Origin of the sequence: Natronorubrum texcoconense, from assembly GCF_900100335.1 — an archaeon.
In the GTDB taxonomy this organism is placed as follows: Archaea; Halobacteriota; Halobacteria; order Halobacteriales; family Natrialbaceae; genus Natronorubrum; species Natronorubrum texcoconense.
Map to the genome: position 1 here is coordinate 356,134 of NZ_FNFE01000002.1, position 22,250 is coordinate 378,383.

The following is a 22,250-nucleotide window of genomic DNA, read 5'->3' on the forward strand; positions in this document are numbered from 1 at the left end:
ACCGTTTAACCACCAGCGCTGAGCAGTTCCGGCAATGACAGCGGGGGAGACGATCCGCGGGTTGCTCGAGTTGACGCGGCCGGTGAACGTGATTGCGGCGAGCGCGTTGCCGTTCATCGGGGCGTTCGTCGCCGGTGGCGTCGGCGACCATTCGCTCGCGGTGGCGGCTGCGGTGGCCGCGACCGGACTGGCGGTCGGGGCCGGAAACGCGATCAACGACTACTTCGACCGGGAGATCGACCGGATCAACCAGCCCGACAGGGCGATTCCTCGCGGGGCGGTGAGTCCGCGGGGGGCGCTCGCGTTCAGTCTCGTCCTCTTTGCAGGTGCAGTTGCGCTCGCGCTCACGCTCCCGACAGCAGCGCTCGCGATCGCAGGAATCAACCTCGTCGCGCTGGTGGCTTACACCGAACTTTTCAAGGGATTGCCGGGGCTCGGAAACGCGCTGGTCGCCTATCTGGTCGGGAGTACGTTCCTCTTCGGTGCCGCAGCGGTCGGCGATATGGGGCCAGCCGTGGTGCTGTTCGTCCTTGCGGCGATTGCGACGCTAACTCGAGAGATCGTCAAGGACGTCGAGGACATCGACGGCGATCGCGAGGAGGGGTTGAACACGCTCCCGATCGCGGTCGGCGAAACGCGCGCGCTGCAGATCGCCGCCGCCCTGATCGTCGTCGGCGTCGTCGCGAGCCCGGTGCCCTACTTACTGGGCTACTTCGGCGTCGCGTACCTACTCGTGGTGATCCCGGCGGACGCGATCATGTGCTACGCAGCCTACGAGAGTTTCGAGGATCCGACAGCCGGGCAGTCACACCTCAAATACGGAATGTTTCTCGCCGCGCTGGCGTTCGTCGTCGGCCGAGCGGCGGTGGCGATGCCGGCCGGACTCTGAGCTGAATCGCGAGACGGTTCGTCGACGAAAGCGGACATAGCCAGAATGAATTAGCAATGGTTGTGCTCCTACAATCAAAAGTAATATAAGCTGGATCACGCATTCTCATAGCAACGCCGGAGTAGTCAGCGGACCCAGCAATGGACGTCACTACGGCTGATGGATGTGAGTATCTGGTATGTATGACCTCGCCGATGTCATTCCGGACGCCGAAATCGAACCGGGGACGAACCTGCTCGTCGCGGGCCCGCCTCTGACGGGAAAGCGACAGATCGCGTTCGATATCCTCGCGAGCGGTGCTGATCGGGGCGACGGATCGATCGTCGTTACGACCAAGGATAGCGCCGACAAAGTGCTCGAGACGTTCACCGCCTCCGTCGACGCCAGTACCGACGCCAACGTCGGTGTCGTCGACTGCGTCACGAAACAGCGCGGGATCGGCACGGTCGACGACGACCCGCGGATCAAGTACGCCTCCTCGCCCGTCGATATGACCGGCATCGGGATCAAGCTCTCCGAGTTCCTCCAGGAGTTCTACGAGGACCGCGGGCTGACCGAGAACCGCGTGCTACTCCATTCGGTCTCGACGCTGCTTATGTACTCGAACCTCCAGACGGTGTTTCGCTTCCTCCACGTCTTCACCGGTCGCATCCAGAGCGCCGACGCCATGGGCGTCTACGTGATCGATTCGACGGCCCACGACGACCAGACGATGAACACGCTCAAGCAGCTGTTCGACGCCGTTATCGAACTCGAGGAGCCGGCCGACGGTGAGGAGCCGGAGATCCGGACGGCCGGCCTCTCGACCTGAGACGTCCACACCGTCGCGCCGAGACGTCCGTTACTTCTTCCGTAACCCCGAAACGTTTCACTCGCGAGCCCCTCCACTCGCGTATGCCCGTCGACGCCACCGACGACCTCGCGGACGTGTTCGAGTACGAGACCATCGCCGTCGTCGGCTGCTCGAGTACTCCAGGAAAAGCGGCCCACGACGTTCCGAACTACCTGCGCGAGCAGGGCTACGACGTGATCCCGGTCAACCCGTTCGCGGACGAGATTTTCGGCCGGCCGGTGTACGACTCGCTCGCAGACGTCGAGGAGGCGATCGACGTCGTCTGTATCTTCCGCCCGAGCGAGGAAGTGAGCGAGATCGTCGACGCGGCGCTCGAGCGCGACGACGTCGAGGTCGTCTGGACCCAGCAGGGAATCCGCGACGACGAGGCGGCGGCCCGCGTCGAAGACGACGGCCGGGTGGCCGTCCAGAGTCGGTGCATGATGGTCGAGCATCGCCGGCTCTCGGCCTGACTGGTTGCAAACTACCACGGAAGGACGATGTATTAGATCGTCGACGCCGCACGTCGCTCGAGCGTCGCGAGCGCCTCCTCGAGCGAGGTGCTCATGACGCCGTCGGCGACCGTCGCGACGTGCGTGAGCGCGACGAGCACGTCCGCGAGCGGGTCGGCCGGAAGATCGGCGACTGCCTCGGCCAGCGTCTCAGGGTCGACGGCGGCCACGGTCTCGGAATCGTCGGCTGCACTGAACGGAAGGTCGGCGACGACCCTCTCGGCGACACGGTGCCTCGCCGTCTCGTCACCGGCCACCTGCGTGTGGATCTCACGTTGTCGGGCCGGCGGTACGGATTGTGCAACCGGAATCGAGCACGCCGACTCGCAGTACCACGCCAGCGCGCGATGCACCGCGTCGAGAATCGCCGCGTTCGGTCGATCCATGGTTTCGCCGAGGTCGTGAACGCCGGCCTCGAGGACGGCCCGTCGGTCGTCGAACAGCGTCTCGAGCCGTCGGGGCGCGTCGGACGCGAGAAACGAGTCGGCGATCGCGGCCGGCGAGTCGCACGCCGAGAGATCGCCGTCGTAGAGTGCGGTCGGAACGCTCGCCACGCCGTTGGCCACGTCTTCCGGAAGATCCTCGACGTCGTCGACGACCGTGAGAACGAACATCGCGTTTCTCGTGGCCGTTCGAAGTCGCTCGAGCTGCTCGTTCGAGTAGCCGTCGACCGCGCCGATCAACGAGACGGCGAGGTCGGCCCAGACGGCGCCGCGCTCGTCGACGCGAGCGATGGCGTCCTCGAGCGTCGCCGTGGACGGTTCGAGCGCCTCTTCTCCGAGTTGCCCCCGTCCGATCTGCCGGACCGTCTCCAGGACGGGCGACAGATCGATTTCGTGGGGGAGCGAGTTTGCGGCCTCGAGAACGTTCGTAAACGCGAGATCGCCGAGCGTGACGTGTTCGTTCAGCCGCCGCTTTCGATTTCCGATCCAGTCGTCGGCCTCATCGATCGCGTCGTCGTGGAGGCTGCTCGTGACGAAAAGCGCGGTGGGGATCGAAGCCAGCGTCGCCGCGAGGCCGTCGTCGTCGGTCTCGAGGACGACGGCGGCGTACGTAAACGCACCGAGCAGGCCACCCTGAGCGGCGTACGCCTCGTACTTCGTCCGCACGGCGGGGGAGAGCTCCCGTTCGGTGGGGAGGGCGAAAAGCGACTGGTCCATACGCTCACCTGTCAGCAGTGCGCAATCAATGTATTGGTCACCGAGGCCGCGCCGTTTCGAGTCGGCACGGACTGCTGCCACACGACTCGAGTCAGTCTTCCCACTCCTCGAACGACCGGTAGATCCCCTTCGAGAGGTAGCGCTCGCTCGAGTCCGGGAACACCGTCACCACCGTCTCGTGTGGCGCGTCGATCGCCCCCTCCGAAATACCGCGAGCGACCCGCTTCGTCGCGACGCTGGCGGCCCCGGCGCTCGAGGCGACGAGGTGGCCCTCCTCGCGGGCCAGCCGTTCGAGTTCGTCGTGGGCCTCGCGGTCGGGGACGGCGTGGACGGTGTCGACGAGATCGGGTTCGAACAGTTCGTTGGTCTCGGTGTTGTGCGTGCCGATCCCCTCGGTCTTGTACTCTCCCTCCTCGCGCTTTTCGTCGAGCAACTCGCCGTACAGTGAACCCTCGGGTTCGACGGCCGCGACGTAGGTGTTCGGGTCCTGCTCGCGTGCGTACCGCGCGATCCCCATGAGCGTCCCCGCGGTGCCACAGCCGGCGACGACGGCGCCGACCTCGCCGGAGAGCGCCGCGTAGATCTCGGGGGCGGTCGTCGCGTAGTGGGCCTCCGTGTTGAGCGGGTTCGAGAACTGCTGGGGGACGACGGCGTCGTCGAGTTCGGCGGCCAGTTCGTGGGCTCGCTCGATCGCGCCGCCCATGCCCGCGTCCGTAGGCGTGTTGATAACCTCGGCGCCCAGCGCGGCCATCAACTGCTGTTTCTCCAGACTGAAGCGCTCGGGGACGACGAAGATCGCCTCGAGTCCCAGCTGTTTGGCGGCGATGGCGAGCCCGATCCCGGTGTTCCCCGCGGTCGGTTCGACGATCGTCCCGCCCTCGCTCACGTCGCCACGCTCGAGCATCTTCCGCAGCATGTAGCGGCCGATCCGGTCTTTCACGCTCGCTCCGGGGTTGAACGACTCGAGTTTCGCGTAACACTGGACGTCCTCGGGACCGTCCTGAAGGGCGACGAGTGGCGTCCGACCGATCGTCTCGAGGACCGAGTCCACCGGCTGCTCGTGGGTCGTCATCGTGCTGGCAAAAGTTGCCCCTGCTGTTAGGTTTTACTCATCGAGCGGGACGCGTGACTCGGTACCGAGCGACCTACTCGGCGGTCGCGTCGGTTGCTTCGGCGTCGCTGGCGTCTGCGTCACCGTCGGCAGTCCCTGGTTTGCTGCCGTCCTCGTCGTCACCGTCGTCCGCGGCTTCGGCCTCGTCGATGGCTGCCTCGGCGAGGATCTGTTCGCCGTCGATTCCCTGCTCTTCGGCCAGCGCGAGCAACAGCGCGCGTTGTTCGGTGAGCTGGTGGTCGATGCTCTTGACCGTGTCGTGGGTGTCGTCGACCTCTTCCTCGAGACCGATGATGCGCTGTTGAAGCTCCTGTACCTGCTTGTACATCGCTTCGGCGCGGTCCGACAAACTCTGAATCTTCTTTGCAGTGCTGCCAAGTCCCATGCCTGAACGATGTGTCGGGTAACTAATGGGCCTTTTCCTCCGTCGGTCGCGGTCGCTGCTGGTTACGCCGCGCTCCCGTTCTCGAGAAACGCCGCGCTCGCGGAATTGAACGCATCCGGCCGATCCTGATTGACGAGGTGGCCCGACTCCGAGAGTTCCAACTGCTCGCCGGTCGCGACCTCCGAGACGAGTTTCGCGCCCTGCTGTTTGACCAGCGGGGCCTCCTGTTCGCCGTGGACGACGAGCGTCGGCGTCTCGACGTGCGAGAGGTCCGTAGGCTCGTAGCGGTAGAGCGCGCCGAACACCTTCCGGAACTCGCTGCGGGAGATGTCGCCGACGGCGTCCATCGCCTCCGAGCGGACGTCGGGGTTCACCGACAGCCAGCGCTCGCCGGTCGTCGCCTGAATGGAGTACAGCATCGATCGGAACGTCGTCTGCGGACCGGTCATCGACAGCGAGGTCGACAGCGCCGGCAGCGGCGACATGAGGGGTTTCATCATCGGCGGCAGATCCATCGGCGGCATCGACCGCACCGCGCCGCCGAGGATCGCGCCCGCCGCGCGGTCGGGGTGGCGGTCCATGTACTCCTGGACGACCATCGAGCCGAGCGAGAGCCCACAGAGGATGGGATCCTCGAGTTCGAGTTCCGAGAGAAGGGCCTCGAGGTCGTCGGCGAAGAGTTCGATCGAGTAACTGCTCGGCTCGGTCGTGCCCGTCTGCCCGTGGCCGCGAACGTCCATCGTGATCGCCTGATAGTCGTCCGCGAAACGGTCGACCTGCGGTTTCCAGGCCTGTCCGTTCATCCAGCCGCCGTGGATGAAGACCAGCGGTTGCCCGTCGCCGCGCGTTTCGTACCAGAGCGTGCCGTCCTCGAGAGCGAGTTCTGCCATTAATACGTGATGGGTGGGAACAGGTAAAGAAGAACGGGTTGCAGGACGTGCGAACAGCGATCGGTTGTCGAGCTTCGAATCGGTGGATCGTTCTGTTCGGATCGACTTCCGTACAGCCGAGCGTCCTGCGATCCTGGCAACGATGATCGCCACATCCTCCCCAGCCGATTCGCTCGCAAGCTCGCTTCATCCCTCGCACGACTTCGGTTCGTGGCTCACTCGGCTCACGGGTCGCGTTGCTCCCCGTTCGCTGGCCGAGACGCTCGCTTTGCTCGCGTCTCGCTTTCGTTCGCCACGGCCCAGCGCGCGCCACCGCACGTGGATCAGCCGGCCCGAAGCGACGCGTCGGACTGAAGCCAGCGTTACTCGAGGAAGTCCGTTACTGCCCCCGATCGGAGCCGACCCAGCGGTCCCAGAAGCTCTCGAAGTCGGACTCGTCCTCGGTGAGTCGATCCCACTCGGCGAGGCCGCGCTCCTCGCGGGTGCCCGGAATCGTGTTGTCGAGGACGAGCGCCGCGAGGCCGCCGACGGCCATCCCCGTCGAGCCGATGATGAAGACGGTGTCGACGACGGCCTCGGCCGCGGTCTCGAGCGGGGCCGGATAGCCGGCGAGTGCGGCCTCGAGGCCGATAGCGTCGCGGAACGCGAGCGTGCTCTCCCAGTTCCCCATGTAGGCCGGCATCGCCAGCCCGACGAACAGCGCGAAGCCGACGATGAAGACGTTTCTCGAGGAGTCCAGATCGACGTGTTTCAGGTTGCCGATACCGACGGCGACGATCTGGGCGAACATGGCGATGAACAGCCCGCCGACGATGGGATCCGGAATCGTCGCGATGAGTTGGCCGAAGTAGCCGATGAAGCCGAAGAACAGCATGACGACGGCGCCGATCTGGACGACGTAACGGGAGGCGACGCCGGTCAGGCCGATCGCGCCGATGTTCTCGGAGTAGGAGGTTGAACCGCCGGTTCCCATGACGCCGGAGAAGACGTTCATTACCCCCTCCATTCCGATCCCGTGGTTGATCCGTTTCTCGCTGGGCGCCGCGGCGCCGGTGAGATTCGCGACGGCGTAGTAGTCGCCGATGCTCTCGACGATCGAGGCGAGCACGCCCGCGAACATGCCAATGACGAACGCGGTCGTAAACTCCGGAATCCCCCACTGGAAGGGATAGATCGGGAGGAACAACGTCGTGTCAGTGACCTCACCGAGCGGGACGTGTCCCGGGTGGTCGGCGTCGAACACGTCCGCGAACGAAAGCCCCGCAGCGACAAACCACGCGATACCGATCGCTAGAATCACGGGATACAGACGAAACGCCTTGTGTTTGAGATCGAGATACTGTGAGAATAGCAGGATGAGTCCGAGCGTCAGCCCGAGCAGCAGCCAGTTCTGATCCGGCGTCGTGATCTGGGGCGCGTCGAACAGCGCCAGCCCGATCAGCGCGATCGTCGGCGCGATGACGACGGGCGAGAGGAACCGTCGAAGCTTCCCGACGAGGCCGAAGTACCCCATCGCGACCTGCACGGTCGCGGCGACGATGATCGCTCCCTGTAGCTGCAGGAGGGCGGCCTGCCAGTCGTCCCCGGTTCCGACGCCGCCCGCCGTGACGACGGCCACGATGGCGAGTGCGGGTGCGAGCATCGAGAACGGCGCGCCCTGGACGATCGGGTACCGGTTCCCGAACGTCGTCTGGGCCAACGTCGCGATTCCCGAGACGACGAAGAAGGTGCCGACGAACTGCGCCGTCACGTCGCCGGGCATCCCCATCGCCTCGGCCAGAATCAGCGGCACCGCGATGTTCGCCCCGACCATCGTCAGGTAGTGCTGGATTCCCAGCACCGCCGATTCGCCGACTGGCGGCCGGTCGTCAATGCCGTACTCGATATCGTCGCTGACGTCGCGATCGCCTGGATCACCGCCGGCGTCAGCGCTTCCGCCTGCTGATTCGTCCCCCGCGTCAGTCATGTCTCGTCGGATAACGATCGACCGGGGTCAAATGGATGTTGATCCGTCGGGCGCGACGCTCCGACAGAACCGGATTCGGTGGACGCTCACCGAACGCGGCGCCAGACGTGTCCGCAGTCGTCGCACTCGAGGCGCCGTTCAACCCGATCGTCGAGGACGCGTCGCTCGAGTTCGGTTCCGGCGTCGGCCAGACACGACGGACAGTCGTGTCGCTCGCTGACTCTCACGAAACACGATTATCGGGCCGCGATCCTGTGCGATGTGCCTACCTAGTTGGGGAGTCGTCCGCCGCAGCCCGATTGGCTGCGGCGCGAACCGTTTCGGCGGACAGCGACGAGAGGTCGACCAGTTCGCCGTCGGCTTCGGCTGCGACAAGTTCCGAAAGCCCGGCTCGAGAGTCGTCGCCGGCGTCCACGACGATCACGGTCGCGTCGTCGGCCGCGAGCCCGCGTGCAGCCCGACGCGTCGCCTCAGTCGGACTGCCGTCGGCCACGTTCGCCCGGCCGTCTGTCACCAGAACGACGACCGAGGCGTCCGTCTCGGCGCGCTCGAGGACCCGTCTCGAGGTCTCGAGCCCCGCCGGAAGCGGCGTCCGATCGCCCGACGGCAACTCCTTCAGGTGCCGCGCGGCCAGCGAGACGCTGTCGGTCGGGGGGAGCAGGACATCCGCATCGTCGCCCGCGAAGGCGACGAAGGCGACCTGATCGCGGTGTTCGTAGCTGTCCCGCAGGAGTTCGAGGACAACCCCCTTGGCAGTGCGCATCGCGGGTCGCATCGAGGCGCTGGCGTCGACCGCGAAGACGATCGTCACCGATGTCTCGCCGGCGCGGACCGACTGGCGGAGGTCCCGTTTTTCGATCTTCGAGTCCCCTCGAGCCGCGGCGGATCGAACCGATGCAGCCGCATCGATGGGGCCGTCTCCCGACGCGGGTTCCGTCCGAACGCGCGCGCCGCGGTTGTCGACGCTGGGGGTCGTGCTGGCTCGAGCGCCACCGTTCCCCGTCGCCCGTCGGCTCTCGACATCGGGCGAGTCGAGGTCGGGCGCCCGCGCCTCGCCGACGTCGGCAACCTCGCCGCGGCGCTGGCCGGGAACGAGCGGCTGGGCGTGATCTTCCTCGCTGTCGTCACCGTTTTCGCCGTGGTCGTCGGAACCGGATTCGCTCGAGTCGTCGCCCTCGCTCTCCCCGCCGTCGTCAGCTCGGGCAGGTGCGGGATTGCCACCCGACGGGTCGGTGCCGTCGTCGGGTTGACGTTCGGTTCCGGAGTCGTCCGTCTCCGGGTCGTCATTCCCGTCCGAGTCGTCGGTCCCGTCGTCGCCATCTTCCGAATCGGATTCGCTACGGTCCTCACTGCCCTCGCCGCCGGACTCGTTTCCCGTCTCACCGGCGTCCTCTCCGTCGTCACTCTCGCGCTCGTTCTCGTTCTTGCCCGACTCGTCCGCTTCGCCGTCCTCGACATCTTCGGGTGCGTCCTCCTCGAATCGATCCTCGAGTATATCCTCCAGATCCGGTTCGTCCTCGAACGGCGTGCTCCGGAGTCGGTGCGGGAGGGCGTAGCGCGCGGCCTCGTGGACGTCTGACTCGATAACCGTCGTCCGGCCCTCGAGTGCGGCAATAGTCATCGCGGTCCGGGCCGTTGCCACGTCGCCGCGGTGGCCGTCGACGCCGGCCTCGAGACAGAGGTGGGCGATCTCCTCCTTGAAATCGGTGGGGAGGGCGACGCTCGAGAGCCGTTCTCGGGCCGATACGACCACCTCCCGCAACGCTGCCGTCTCGTCGGCGTGCTCGACCCACGGATCCGACTCGTCGGTTCCGTTGTCGATGCCTGAGCCGTCGGACTCGAGCGCCCGATCGATAATTTCGACCCGATCGTCGACCTCGCGACACCCTTCGACGGTGGCCTGGAGGGCGAACCGGTCCCGTAACTGTGGCCTGAGGTCGCCCTCCTCGGGGTTCATGGTCCCGATTAGGGTGAACTCGGCGGGGTGTGAGACGCTGATCCCGTCGCGCTCGACGGTGTTGACGCCGCTTGCGGCCGAGTCGAGAATGACGTCGACGAGGTGGTCGTCGAGCAGGTTGACCTCGTCGACGTAGAGAATGCCGCGGTGGGCGCGAGCGAGCAGGCCGGGGTCGAAGTCGGCCGCACCGGCGAGGGCGTCCTCGACCGAGAGGGTGCCGACGACGCGGTCTCGAGTCGCGCCCAGTGGGAGGTTGACGAGTGGAACGGGCCGGGTTTCGACTGGTAGTTCGTTTGGGTCGCGCTCGCGGCAGTCGGCACACTGCTGTGTCGAGTCGTCGGGCGCACAGCCGTACGGGCAATCGGCGACGGCTCGCTGGTCCGGGAGGAGATCGACGAGTCCCCGGACGGCGGTCGACTTCGCGGTGCCTTTCTCGCCGACGATCAGGGCCCCGTCGAGGCCGTCGTTGGCCGCGACGGCGAGCAGCACGCGCTTTAACTCGTCCTGCCCGACGATCGCCGGAAAGGGGAGTGACGACAGCTTTTTGCCCCCAGCGTCTGCAACCATAGTTGAGCTAATACAATAGAGGTTTAAAAGTACGATGACACGGATCGGGATCTACACCGCGACGGAGAACGAACTCGGCTCGATCGGCCAGGCCGCCGAGCGCCTCGAGGGTATCGAGCTGGTCGTTCGCTCGGAGAGCGACCTCGAGGACGAAGCCGACATCGAGGAGTTCGTCGAGGAATTGACCGACGCCGCCGCGGCCATCTTCTGGCTGCACGGCGCCGAAGACAGCATGCCGGGCTACGACTACGCGACGGGCGCGCTCGAGGAGGCGGGCGTCCCGCTGATCGTCAAGGCGACCGGCGACGCGTTCGCGTTCGAGGATACGACGGTCTCGGAGGGACATCGCGACCTCGTCTACGACTATCTGGAGAAGGGCGGCACGATCAACGTCGAGAACTGCTGTCGGTTCCTCGCCGCCGAGTACGAGGGTCTAGACATGGAGTACGACGACCCCGCCGAACTCCCTACGGAGGGCGTCTACCACCCCGACTATCCCGGCGTCGAGTACGAGGAACTGCTCGAAACTCACGACGCCGAGAAGCCGACGGTCGCAGTCTGGTTCTACGAATCTCACTGGACCCACGAGAACACTCGCTACGTCGACGCACAGGTTCGGGCGCTCGAGGAACAGGGCGCGAACGCCCTGCCGATCTTCTGTAATCCGGCAACGGACACCGACGAGCAGGAGGATGCGGAGTGGGTGACCGACAACTGGCTCATCGACGCCGACGGACGGCCAGTCGTCGACGCCGTGCTGTCGTCCTTTATGTTCTCCCTCTCCATGGACGAGCGCGGCCGCAGCGCCAGCGACGAGGGATCGAGCGCCGAGGACGTCTTCCTCGACCGACTCGGCGTCCCCGTCCTCCAGACGATCACCACGATGCGCTCGCGGTCGCGCTACGAATCCAGTGACACGGGCGTGATGGGCTTCGAACTCGCGCTCTCGGTCGCCCTGCCCGAGTTCGACGGCAACGTCATCACCCATCCGATCTCGGGGAAGGAACGCACCGACGACGAGGCCGGCATCGGCAGCGCGCCGAAACACCACTACCCGATCGAAGATCGCGTCGATCACGCGACGCGGCTCGCGGTCAACTGGGCCGAGCTTCGACACACCCCGAACGAGGAGAAGCGGGTCGCCGTCGTCCTGCACAACTACCCGCCGAGCGACGACGGGATCGGGACCGCGTTCGGGCTCGATTCGCCGGAGTCGACCGTGAATCTGCTCGAGGAACTCGACGCTCGAGGATACGATTTAGGCGGAGAACTGCCCGAGAACGGGCAGACACTCGTCGAGAAACTTACGTCGCAACTCACGCTCGAGGACCGCTGGGTCGCCCCCGAGGACGTTCGCGACCTCTCGGTCGACGTCGTCGCCTCTGACACCTACGCGGACTGGTTCGCCGACGCCGACGAGCGATTTCAGGAGAACATCGTCGAGGAATGGGGCGAGGTTCCCGACCGGCCGTTCGCCATCCCGGGCGTCGAGTTCGGTAACGTGCTCGTCACCGTCCAACCCCCGCGCGGGTTCGGGATGGATCCCTCGAAGGTCTACCACGATTCGGACCTGCAGCCGCCACACGACTACTACGCGTTCTACGGCTGGCTGCGCAACGAGTTCGAGGTCGACGGGGTCGTCCACCTGGGCACCCACGGCAGCCTCGAGTGGCTTCCCGGAAAGACCGTCGGGCTGAACGGCGAGAGCGCGCCGGACCAGTTGATCGACGACATTCCGAACGTCTACCCCTACATCGTCAACAATCCGGGCGAGGGGACGCAGGCCAAACGGCGGTCCTACGCCGCCATCGTCGACTACCTAACGCCCGTGATGCGGAACGCGGGCACCTATGACGAGTTGTCCGAACTCGAGGAACTCGCCAATCAGTACCGCGAGGCCGGGATGGAAGACGCCCGCGCGGACGATGGTCAGCACCTCGAGGATCTCATGCGCGAGAAAGTCGAGGAACTTGATCTCGCCGTAGAGTTGGGTATCACAGGCACGATCGACGAGAAGGCCGACGTCCGCGGTCCGGACGAGGCGGGTTCGACCTTGGCTGAGGGCGACGTCGAAGGCGACGACCTCGCGATCGACGACCTCGTCGAGCGCATTCACGAGTACCTCACGGACGTCAAAACGACCCAGATTCGGCTGGGGCTGCACACGATGTCCGAGCCGCCGGCCGACGAGCGCCTCGTGAAGTACCTCGTCGCGCTGATGCGCCTCGAGAACCCCGGCGCGCCGAGCCTGCGCGAGAGCGTGGCCGGCGCGCTGGGCGTGGACTACGAGAAGATGCTCAACTCGCCCGGCGAGTACGACGAGGATCTGGGGATGACCTACGCTGAGGCCGCGGACGTAGTCTACGAGACCAGCGTCGACCTGATCGAGACGCTCGCCGAGCACGAGTTCGACGTGCCCGTGTCGGAACTCGAGGGCGGCCCCGACGACGAAGTGAACATGAACCTGCTCGTGGTCGACCTCGAGACGATCGGCGACGGGCGCGCGAAGTCACGCGCTCACGACAACTTGCGAAAGGCCCTCGCGTACATCTGCGAGGAGGCCCAGCCCCGCGTTCAGGGGGCCGAAGACGAGATTCCCCGGACAGCAGACGCGCTCTCGGGCGAGTACGTGCCCCCTGGCGGCTCGGGCGCACCGACCCGCGGCGGCGTCGACTTGCTGCCCACGGCTCGTAACTTCTACACGCTCGATCCGCGCAAGGTGCCCGCGAAGGCTGCCTGGCAGGTCGGAAGCGAGGTCGCGGAGGGAGTCCTCGAGCGCCATCACTCTGAAGAAGGGGCCTACCCCGAGGAGATCGGCGTCGTCGCGTGGGGGACCCCTACCGTCCGTACCCGCGGCGAAACGATTGCACAGGTGCTCGCGATGATGGGCGTCGAGCCACAGTGGACCGACGCCGGGCGGATCGACGACGTCGAGCCGATCCCGCTCGAGGACCTCGACCGTCCTCGAGTCGACGTGACCACCCGCGTCTCCGGGCTCTTCCGGGACGCCTTCCCCGCTGCGGCGGGCGTCATCCACGATGCCGTCGACGCTGTCGTCGACCTCGACGAACCGCTCGAGATGAACTACGTGAAGAAACACGTCGAGGAGGAGGCCGAAGAGTTGCAGGAAGAAGAGGGGCTCGACGAATCCGACGCCCGAAAAGCGGCCCTGCACCGCGTCTTCACCACCAAACCCGGCGGCTACGGCGCGGGGACGAACAAGGCCGTCGACGAGGGTAACTGGGAGGACCGTTCCGACCTCGCCAACGTCTACGTCCAGTGGGGTGGCTACGCCATGGGCTCTCGCGGGCGGGTTTCGGACGCCCACGACGCGTTCGAACGGCGGCTCTCGAGCGTCGACGCGACGGTCAAGATCGAGGACACGATGGAACAGGACGAGTTCGACTCCTCGGACTGGTACGCTTTCCACGGCGGCTTCATCTCCGCGGTGTCCGAAATCTCGGGCGAGGAGCCCGCCTCCTACGTCGGCGACTCCTCCGATCCCGACAACGTGGACGTCTACACGAACGAGGAGAAGGTCCGCAAGGCGATGCGCGCTCGCGTACTGAACCCCGACTGGCTCGAGTCGATGGAGGACCACGGCTACAAAGGGGCAGGCGACCTCTCGACGACCGTCGACGTGACCCTCGGCTGGGACGCGACGACGGGCGTCATCTCGGATACGCTTTGGGAAGACGTCGCCGCAAAGTTCGCCTTCGACGAGGATCGACGGGAGTGGATGCGCGACGTGAACCCGTGGGCCCTCGAGTCCATCACGGACACGCTGCTCGAGGCCGTCGAGCGCGACCTCTGGGACGCCGACGACGAGACGGTCGATCGACTGCGCGACCTGAACCTCGAGGTCGAGGGCGACCTCGAGGCGCGAACGACCAACGAGGCCGTCGGCGCGGGGGTGACCAACGATGACTGAGGGAGATCAACAGTTCGAGAGGGAGTACGCCGACCTCGGCGCGACCACCCAGAACGCGATGGATATCGCGGAGACGAGCATGGACATCGTCCGACAGTTCGTCCCCGACGAGACGCTGGCCGACCGAATTCGGCAGAAATCGGTTCACTCGATGGGCGACATCGAGTTCCAGCACCTGATCGAATTTTCGGGAAGCGACGAGCTCGGCGACGACGAGGACGCCCCAGTTCGCGCCGGTGCGCGGGCCGTCCTCAAGGAGGCAATCATCGTCACCGACATCACGATGTCCAAGGCCGGCATCACCGGCCGCGGCCACAACTGCGAGAAGCGCAAGGCGATCGGCAACGGGGCCGAACTGGCGAAGGAGACGGGGATGACCCGAACCGCGGCTTCGGTGCTCGAGTTGGACAAACAGGGCGTCTACGACGGTGCTATTGCGACGATCGGAAACGCCCCCACGGCCGCGTTCGCGCTCGCGGACTGCATCGAGAACGGTACCAGGCCCGCGGTCATCGTCGCGACGCCGGTCGGCTTCGTCAAGGCCGAGGAGAGCCGCCAACGCATCCGCGAGGTCAGCGAGGAGTACGATATCCCGGCGATTACGAACGTCGGCCGCCGCGGCGGGAGCGGGCTGGCGGCCGCGCTGACGAACGAACTGATCCACGTGGCGAAGGACGTGCGAACGGACGGGCTCGAGTTGGATATCACGGCCGACGAGCGGGCCGCACAGGCCACCAGAGATTCCGAGGAGGGCGAATGAGCGGCGAGTACGACCTCGACGCCGGCCCGGATCCCGCGACGTTCGCCGCGGCAGCGGCGGAGCCGGATATCGACGAAGAAGCGGACGACCCCGTTTACGCCGTCGGCGTCGGCCCGGGCAATCAGGAGTACCTCACGCCCCGTGGCCGGCGGGCGATCGAGGAAGCGGACGTCGTCGTCGGCTTCACGACCGTCGTGGAGTTCGTCGAGGATCTCACCGACGCCGACCTGCTGACCTGTGGCTACGAGGACGAAGCCGAGGCGCTCGAGGAATTCGGCGAACGCGTCGCGGCCGGCGAGCCAGGCACTGCCGTCGCGATGGGCGACCCGAATCACTCGGGCTACCAGTTCGTCGGGAAGGTACAAGATACTATTCAGCGACAGGATTCCGAAATACCCGTTCGCGTCATTCCTGGCATCTCATCGCTCCAGATGGCTGCGAGTCGTGCCCGGACACCGATGGAAGACACCGAGTTCGTCACGCTGCACAAAAGTGGCGACCTCGAGGCCGACATGGATCGTCTCGCCACCGCGGTCGCAGTCGAAGAGCGACACGCGCTCGTACTCCCGCGGCCGTACGATCGAATGCCCGGCGATCTCGCCCAGTTTCTGCTCGAGGAAGGGGCTGCGCCGGATATCGAGGCGCTGGTGCTCGAAAAACTAACGCACGACGACGAGCAGATTCACCGCTTCACGCTGTCCGAGTTGGCCGAACACGCCGGCGGAAGCGGGACGGAGGACACGCCGTTCTCGGATCTGGTCGTGCTTGCGGTCAGACAGCCCGTGTCGTAAACGGACTCGAGTCGCGTTTGGACGGCCGCCTCGTCGTCCCGTAACTTTTCGAGAACGCGTATCGTGGTGCTCGAAGAAATCGTGTGGGCGCGTGACAGAACGAACTACTCGGGCACGTCGCCGACCATGATGTACTTCTCGTAATTCGGCTCCTGTCCCCAGAGCGCAGACTCCGCCAGGGGGTCGTACTCGACGTTCTCGAGTCCCTGCTCTCTGAGGAACGCCGCCAGCTCTTCGGGCGGCCGACCGTCGTACAGCGGCAGGTCGTCGTGGATCTCCTCGTAGCCCTCGAACGTCTCGTCGAAGTCCCAGTGCCCCTCGATTAGGACGAGACGACCGCCGGGATGGACGACGCGCTGCCACTCGTCGATCGCGTTCTCCGGGGTCGGCAGCGTCCAGATGAGGTGGCGCGCAGTCACCAGGTCATAGGTGTCCTCGCGCTGTGCCAAGTTCTCCGCGTCGCCGCGCTGAAACTCGGCGGACAGTTCCGACCGCTCGACCTTCGTTCGCGCCTGCTCAAGCATTTCCGGCGCGAAGTCGACGCCCGTGACGTCGTGGCCGAGCTCCGCTAACAGCAGCGAGATCACGCCGGTGCCACAGCCGACGTCGAGGATCTGCTGTGGGGGATCGCCCGTCCACGGACGCAGCACCGACAGCCACGCCTCGCGTTGTTCCTCGCTGTGAATGCCGTGTTGGCTGTCGTCGTCGAACGACTCGGCGCGGCCGTCCCAGTACTGCTTGACGGTCGCCTTGACCTCCTCGTCGGACTGGGTCGGCTGAGTCATCGTTCACCCTCGCTACTTCGGTTGGTGTACTGTGCCGACAGACCGTGTTCGAACGGCTCGTGTGGGACAGTTCGAATTCGCGTCTCCGTTCCGGATACTCGCCGACTCGAGTCGTGTGGTGATTGCATGGGTGTAGTCGACTGGTCGTTCCCGTTCGCGGTGGGGCGATACCCAGTCACGAATCAGTAATATATCCAACTATGAGAGTATTACAAATAAATCTGCCTCTATGTATCCGTGCTAAGTGAGGTTAGGGAACGATACGTGCGGAAAAATACAGCGACGGACGTCGGCCGAAATCCGTCACTCGTCCTGCTCGTGCTCTCGCAGTACCGACGACAGGGTGTTCGAAACCTCCTCGAGCGCGACGGCGTTCGTCTTGCGGAGGTCTCCCTGCTGTGCGTCGCCGAGGTGTCGCAGTGCTTCTCGGAGGTGATGTTCGGTCTCGTGTTCGGTTTCGTCGGGCATGGGAGGGAGACGGTCGTAACCGACTCGAGTACTTACGTTCGTCGGCGGACCCCACTCTCATACGGATTGCTGTGAGTCATTTCGGTGCAACCGCAGGATGGTCGCGGTTACACCGGTAAATCGTTACAGCAGACCGTATCACTCGAGGGCGTCCCGAACCGCCGCCCGACGCTCGGCGAACGTCGGATCGTCGAGGACCGGCGTCGTCGACTCGAGACCGATCTCGACGTCGTCTGCGAGGTCGATCCACGCGCGACAGCCCCGATAGCTTCCCCGTTCTTCGATAATCCGGGGCGAGTCGAGTTCGCTCACTCGAAGTAACAGCACGCGCAGGTCGCCGTCCGGATCGTACTTGTCGCGCAGTCCCTCGGGGGTGTAGACATAGTGTCGGGCGAGGGACGCGAGGTCGTCGCTCGAGACGGTGTACTCCCCGCGGACGTCAGCGACAGCACGGATCGGCACCCCCTCTTCCGGCTTGGCACTGGCTCGGTAGTAGTAGTCCTCGTACCGGGGTTGATAGCGATCCGGTTCCTGATGGGTGTACGCGGGATAGAGCACGAACGGACCGTCGATCGTGCCCGGATCGAGCGTGGGGTGTCGAACGAGGACCGTCTGAGTGCCCTCGAGTACGGCGTTGACCACCCCGGCACGCTCTTTTAGTGCGGGTATCGCCGCCGTCTTGGCTTCGCTCATTGGTCTCGCTCGACCGAACGCAGACGAGTCCCAATTCGGTTTCGGTTACTCGAGATCACCGTCCCTACCGACGCATTCAAGTTCAGTTGTGCGAACGCAACCACAATGATAAACGGATTCGTCCTCGGCGGCGTCAGCTCCGGCGTCGGGAAGACGGTCGCGACGCTGTCGATCATTCAGGCGCTCGAGGACGCAGGCTACTCGGTCCAGCCCGCCAAGGCGGGGCCGGACTTCATCGACCCCAGTCACCACGAGGCGATTGCCGGACGACCCTCCCGAACGCTCGACCTGTGGCTCTGCGGTGAGGACGGACTCCGACGCAACTACCAGCGCGGCGAGGGAGACGTCTGCGTCGTCGAGGGCGTGATGGGCCTCTACGACGGCGACGGCTCGAGCACCGCGATGGTCGCCGAAGCGCTCGACATTCCCGTCGTGCTCGTCGTCGACGCGAAAGCGGGCATGGAGAGCGTCGCGGCGACCGCGCTCGGATTCCAGCAGTACGCGAAGGCGATCGGCCGCGACGTCGAGGTTGCCGGAATCGTCGCCCAGCGCGCCCACGGCGGCCGCCACGAGCAAGGCATCCGCGACGCGCTCCCGGATGACCTCGAGTTCTTCGGTCGAATCCCGCCGAATCCGGAACTCGAGATCCCGGATCGACACCTCGGTCTCGAGATGGGCGAGGAAGCCGCGCTGCCGAAAGCGGCGCTCCGGGAGGCTGCGGAGTCGCTCGAGGCCGAGCGTCTGGCAGCGGTGGCGAGCGAGCCATCCGCTCCCGACGGGTCGAGTTCGTCCGAAGAACCTGCTCAGTCCGGCGATCCGATCGACGCCACCGTCGCCGTCGCGGACGACGCCGCCTTCTGCTTTCGGTATCCCGCAACCATCGAACGGTTCCGCGAGCGGGCCGAACTGGTCACGTTCTCGCCCGTCGCGGGCGATCCCGTCCCCGATTGCGACGGCGTCTACCTGCCCGGCGGCTACCCCGAACTTCACGCCGCGGAACTCGAGTCCTCAGGCACCCTCTCGGAACTCGGCGAGTTGGCCAGCGAGGGACTGCCAGTCCTCGGCGAGTGCGGCGGCTTGATGGCGATGGGTCAGTCGCTGACGACAGCGGAGGGCGACCACCACGAGATGGCCGGTATCCTCCCGGCGGACGTCACGATGCACGACCGCTATCAAGCGCTCGATCACGTCGAACTCGAGGCGAGCGAGGGAACGCTGACGGCCAACGCCGGCGAGACGATTCGCGGCCACGAGTTTCACTACTCGAGCGCCGACGTCGACGGCGACGCCCGCTTCGCGTTCGAGACGGTGCGAGGGGACGGCATCGACGGCGACCACGACGGCCTGACGGAGTACGAGTCGCTCGGGACGTACGTCCACGTTCACGCCGAGAGCGGGGCGTTTGATCGGTTCCTCGAGCGGATCGACGAGTAGACCGATCCCTCTCATGTCGATCCCGCGGCCGTTTCCCGGTTCCGGACGGTCCATCGACCCAGATTTATCACGGGACGGCGACAAGAACCTGGCATGCCGGCTGCCACGCCGACGAGCGTCGTTCTCCCCACTACCGGCTGGACCGACGCCTGCGAGGAAATCGTCGAACAGCTTCGGCCGAGAGACGAGTTGCTCGTGGTTTGCGACGCCGAACGCGAGTCGGTCGCCGACCGCATCGAGGGCTGTCCGGACAACGCCAGGCTGGTGATCGCGGGCGAACCCGAACGCTGTTCCGGCAAGGCCAACGCGATCGCCGCCGGCATGGAGGCCGCCGAACACGATCGGATCGTCTGGACCGACGACGACTTCCACCATCCGCCGGAGTGGCTCGAAACCCTCCGAGCCGACTACGATAGACACGGGCCGACGACGGAGCTCCCGGTTTTCGTCGGTCGAGATCCGCTGGCCGTACTGCTGGAACCGATATTCGTCCTCAACGCCACGTTGGGGGTCTATTTCACAGCGATTCCGTGGGCCGGTGCCGTCGTCTTCGAACGCGACGACATCGACGAAGCGACCTTTCTCGACGACCTTCGTCGGACGGTGAGCGACGACGGTCTCCTCGCCGAGTACGCCGACGTCACTGCTGTCAGGCGGACGCGGCGCGTCGATATCGGCGGGTCAATCCGCGAATCGCTCGAAAACACCGCCAGGTTCGCGCAGATCGTCCGCTACTGTGTGCCGTTTGGCACTGCGACGCAAGCCGCGGCCGGCGCGCTTCTCACCGCCGTCTGCCTCCTGTTTCCGCTGCCCGCGCTGGTGCTGTCGACACTCGCGATGGGTGCCGTCTACGTCACATTCGGTATTCGCCGGTGGACATTCCTCCTGACGTACGCGGTGTTGCTGGCGTCGATCCCGCTCTTGCTCTACGGCCTCGCTCGTCGAACGTTCATCTGGGGCGGTCGGCGGTATCGCTGGCGAAGCAAATTCGACGTGACGGTGGAGTCCGAGTGAGGACGGTGGCTACTGATTTTGAACTAACGTTCGACGTGGCATTCATCGATTCCAACCATTAGTCAAACGGTTAACACCAATGCCGATGTAGGCCCAATCGTATGTCCGAATCAGTCCAGCGACTCGAGCCGCTAGACCAGCGACCACTGGCCGACAGAACCTGCCTCGTTACGGGATCCTCGCGCGGTATCGGCCGCGATATCGCGTTCGAACTCGCCCGCTGTGGGGCCGACGTGGCGGTGAACTACCGATCGGCAGAAGAGAAGGCCCGCGAGGTCACGGAGACTATCGAGGCTAACGACGAGACGGCCGTTCCCGTACAGGCGGATATCTCCGAACCGGCGGAGGTCGAAGCGATGGCCGAGACGGTCCGCGACGAACTGGGCGGGATCGACGTACTCGTCAACAACGCCGGGATCACCATCGACCGAAAGTTCGAAGACATGACTCACGAGGACTGGCAGACGGTCATCGACGTCAACCTGAACGGGACGTTCAACTGCACGAAGGCCTTCTTCGACGACATCAAGGCCTCTGACAACGGCCGCCTCATCAACATCTCGAGCGTCGTCGGCCAGCAGGGCAACTACGGGCAGGCCAACTACGCGACGTCGAAGGGTGGCCTGTTCGCGTTCACCCGAACGCTGGCGCTGGAACTCGCCGCGCACAACTCCACGGCGAACTGTGTCGCGCCCGGCTTTACCCAGACGGACATGCTCGAGAAGGTTCCCGAACGGGTCCAGGACAAGATCCGGGAGGATATCCCGCTGAACCGGTTCGCCCAGACCGAAGATATCGTCGGTATGATCCGGTTTCTCACCAGCGACTACGCGGAGTACATGACGGGGCAGGTGATCGGCATCAACGGCGGGATGGAGTGGTAACGAGAGTTGTCTTACGAAGTTTTGGCTCGAACGGCGAACTCGGTCCGGATCATCCCTGCAGCGGACAATCTGGATAAACGACGTTGAACCACGAATCTGTTTTTTCCACGAACTTTCATTTCGGGGGAGGTGATCTAGCAACCGTATGCCAATAGAGTACAGTAACCGTGAGAAATCGTACCAACTGTATCGGAAGGGGAAGCAGGAAGGGACGTGGGACCCGGACGAGTTCGACTTTGCGGCCGACAGGGCCGACTGGAAACAGTTCTCCGACGCGGAGAAACAGCGCTTTCTCGCCTCGTGTGCGGCCTTTTACGACGGCGAGGAGGACGTGACGCGGACGCTCGCGCCGTACATGATGGCGCTCGACGCGCTCGAGAACGACGAGATGCCGTTCGACACCGTCCAGGAGGAGATCTACCTGGCCCAGCAGGTCTACGAGGAAGCGAAGCACACCGATCTCTTCAGTCGGTACTTCGAGGAGGTGTTCGAGACCCAGGACACCGAACCGCACCGCGTCGGTGGCTATCAGGAGCAGGGGTACAGCACGGACGATCTGTACGACACCGCGGACACTCTCTTGGCCGCGATCAATAGCGGCGACCAGCGAGAACTCGTCTACGCGCTCGGCGAGGCCTACCTGAACTACATGGGGATCGTCGAGGCGCAACTCGCTCGCGGCGGCTATCTGAGCTTCGACCAGATGATCGAACTGAAAGCCGAGGAGATGGGGCGAGAGGTCGTCCTCGAGTCGTTCCAGACGGCCATCGGGAAGGTCAGACAGGACGAAACCCGCCACATCGAGAACGGCCGCTGGATCATGCGGAAGCTGGCCGAGGCCGAACCCGACATCGTACAGGACGTCTACGAACCCCGGATCGAGGAGTATGTCGAGAACCGGCTTCTCGGTGCACCGCCGGAAGAGATGCCGTTCGAGGGTTACGACCAGAGGAAGATCGGCAAACAGACGATGCAGTACCTGCAGGACACCGTCGATTACATCGGCGCCGATCGGTTCGAGGAGTACGACGACGTTCGTCGAGTCGTACAGACCCGGCGCGCCGCGGACTGAGTCCTTCGTTGCTTCGTCTCCCCTCGCTGAGCACCCACATTGTTCGATGGTCTCGACAGTCACGGGCCCGTGAACAAATCGCGTTGTTCTACTCCAACTCCATGTGGGCAATCGTAGTTTCTCTACTCCAAACAAAATTGTTTTAGGGA

At 65.0% G+C, this 22,250-nt stretch carries 20 protein-coding genes; 10 read left to right on the forward strand and 10 right to left on the reverse strand.

The genetic code is table 11. From position 1 onward, the window contains the following. Positions 1-34: 34 nt before the first annotated feature. The 3 genes from BLT08_RS08020 to BLT08_RS08030 all read left to right on the forward strand — a co-directional run bounded on the left by BLT08_RS08020 (position 35) and on the right by BLT08_RS08030 (position 2,194). Positions 35-889 (forward strand): geranylgeranylglycerol-phosphate geranylgeranyltransferase, encoded by an 855-nt coding sequence (locus BLT08_RS08020; RefSeq protein ID WP_090304725.1) that lies wholly within the window; start codon positions 35-37, stop codon positions 887-889. A gap of 178 nt (positions 890-1,067) precedes the next feature. Further along, the gene (locus tag BLT08_RS08025) at positions 1,068-1,700 is read left to right on the forward strand and encodes an RAD55 family ATPase (protein ID WP_090304727.1); all 633 of its coding nucleotides are present in this window, start codon (positions 1,068-1,070) and stop codon (positions 1,698-1,700) included. A gap of 83 nt (positions 1,701-1,783) precedes the next feature. Continuing rightward, entirely contained in the window at positions 1,784-2,194 is a 411-nt protein-coding gene (locus BLT08_RS08030; protein WP_090304729.1) for a CoA-binding protein, read from the forward strand. Positions 2,195-2,226: 32 nt separating this feature from the next. On the opposite strand, the gene BLT08_RS08035 is transcribed toward BLT08_RS08030, so the two are convergent. The 7 genes from BLT08_RS08035 to BLT08_RS08065 all read right to left on the reverse strand — a co-directional run bounded on the left by BLT08_RS08035 (position 2,227) and on the right by BLT08_RS08065 (position 10,269). After that, positions 2,227-3,393 carry a hypothetical protein gene (locus tag BLT08_RS08035; protein WP_090304731.1) on the reverse strand — a complete coding sequence of 389 codons (1,167 nt, stop codon included), beginning with the start codon at positions 3,391-3,393 and terminating at the stop codon, positions 2,227-2,229. A 91-nt stretch (positions 3,394-3,484) separates the two neighbouring features. Next, positions 3,485-4,465, reverse strand: a complete 981-nt coding sequence (locus BLT08_RS08040) for a PLP-dependent cysteine synthase family protein (protein ID WP_090304733.1) — start codon at positions 4,463-4,465, stop codon at positions 3,485-3,487. Positions 4,466-4,538: 73 nt separating this feature from the next. Further along, entirely contained in the window at positions 4,539-4,889 is a 351-nt protein-coding gene (locus tag BLT08_RS08045) for a DUF5798 family protein (RefSeq protein ID WP_090304735.1), read from the reverse strand. A gap of 62 nt (positions 4,890-4,951) precedes the next feature. After that, complete coding sequence (locus BLT08_RS08050; RefSeq protein WP_090304737.1) at positions 4,952-5,779, reverse strand: alpha/beta fold hydrolase; 828 nt, start codon at positions 5,777-5,779, stop codon at positions 4,952-4,954. A 379-nt stretch (positions 5,780-6,158) separates the two neighbouring features. Next, entirely contained in the window at positions 6,159-7,745 is a 1,587-nt protein-coding gene (locus tag BLT08_RS08055) for a uracil-xanthine permease family protein (protein ID WP_090304739.1), read from the reverse strand. An 86-nt stretch (positions 7,746-7,831) separates the two neighbouring features. Beyond that, positions 7,832-7,972: a hypothetical protein gene (locus BLT08_RS22925; protein ID WP_175529262.1), complete on the reverse strand. Its 141-nt coding sequence runs from the start codon at positions 7,970-7,972 to the stop codon at positions 7,832-7,834. A gap of 38 nt (positions 7,973-8,010) precedes the next feature. Further along, on the reverse strand, positions 8,011-10,269 hold the full coding sequence (locus BLT08_RS08065; RefSeq protein ID WP_090304741.1) for a VWA domain-containing protein: 2,259 nt from the start codon (positions 10,267-10,269) through the stop codon (positions 8,011-8,013). Positions 10,270-10,303: 34 nt separating this feature from the next. Here BLT08_RS08065 and cobN point away from each other — a divergent pair, with 34 nt between their 5' ends. From cobN to BLT08_RS08080, 3 genes are read left to right on the forward strand one after another with little or no spacing between them, the layout of a single operon-like run. Beyond that, positions 10,304-14,200, forward strand: a complete 3,897-nt coding sequence (gene cobN, locus BLT08_RS08070; protein ID WP_090304743.1) for a cobaltochelatase subunit CobN — start codon at positions 10,304-10,306, stop codon at positions 14,198-14,200. Then, positions 14,193-14,960, forward strand: a complete 768-nt coding sequence (locus BLT08_RS08075; RefSeq protein WP_090304746.1) for a precorrin-8X methylmutase — start codon at positions 14,193-14,195, stop codon at positions 14,958-14,960. The genes cobN and BLT08_RS08075 overlap by 8 nt, the downstream gene beginning before the upstream one ends. After that, the gene (locus BLT08_RS08080; protein WP_090304748.1) at positions 14,957-15,751 is read left to right on the forward strand and encodes a cobalt-precorrin-7 (C(5))-methyltransferase; all 795 of its coding nucleotides are present in this window, start codon (positions 14,957-14,959) and stop codon (positions 15,749-15,751) included. The genes BLT08_RS08075 and BLT08_RS08080 overlap by 4 nt, the downstream gene beginning before the upstream one ends. A gap of 104 nt (positions 15,752-15,855) precedes the next feature. On the opposite strand, the gene BLT08_RS08085 is transcribed toward BLT08_RS08080, so the two are convergent. From BLT08_RS08085 to BLT08_RS08090, 3 genes are all read right to left on the reverse strand, one after another. Further along, a complete protein-coding gene (locus BLT08_RS08085) occupies positions 15,856-16,536 on the reverse strand; it encodes a class I SAM-dependent methyltransferase (RefSeq protein WP_090304750.1) in 681 nt (226 codons plus the stop codon). Positions 16,537-16,839: 303 nt separating this feature from the next. Continuing rightward, entirely contained in the window at positions 16,840-17,004 is a 165-nt protein-coding gene (locus BLT08_RS22930; protein ID WP_175529263.1) for a hypothetical protein, read from the reverse strand. Between the two features lie 138 nt (positions 17,005-17,142). Further along, positions 17,143-17,697: a DUF1802 family protein gene (locus tag BLT08_RS08090; protein WP_090304752.1), complete on the reverse strand. Its 555-nt coding sequence runs from the start codon at positions 17,695-17,697 to the stop codon at positions 17,143-17,145. A gap of 108 nt (positions 17,698-17,805) precedes the next feature. On the opposite strand from BLT08_RS08090, the gene BLT08_RS08095 reads away from it, so the two are divergent. From BLT08_RS08095 to BLT08_RS08110, 4 genes are all read left to right on the forward strand, one after another. After that, entirely contained in the window at positions 17,806-19,131 is a 1,326-nt protein-coding gene (locus BLT08_RS08095; protein WP_090306094.1) for a cobyrinic acid a,c-diamide synthase, read from the forward strand. A gap of 93 nt (positions 19,132-19,224) precedes the next feature. Continuing rightward, complete coding sequence (locus BLT08_RS08100; RefSeq protein WP_090304754.1) at positions 19,225-20,145, forward strand: glycosyltransferase family 2 protein; 921 nt, start codon at positions 19,225-19,227, stop codon at positions 20,143-20,145. Between the two features lie 101 nt (positions 20,146-20,246). After that, the gene (locus BLT08_RS08105; protein ID WP_090304756.1) at positions 20,247-21,029 is read left to right on the forward strand and encodes a 3-oxoacyl-ACP reductase family protein; all 783 of its coding nucleotides are present in this window, start codon (positions 20,247-20,249) and stop codon (positions 21,027-21,029) included. Positions 21,030-21,174: 145 nt separating this feature from the next. Next, a complete protein-coding gene (locus BLT08_RS08110) occupies positions 21,175-22,101 on the forward strand; it encodes a ribonucleotide-diphosphate reductase subunit beta (RefSeq protein WP_090304758.1) in 927 nt (308 codons plus the stop codon). Positions 22,102-22,250: the final 149 nt, after the last annotated feature.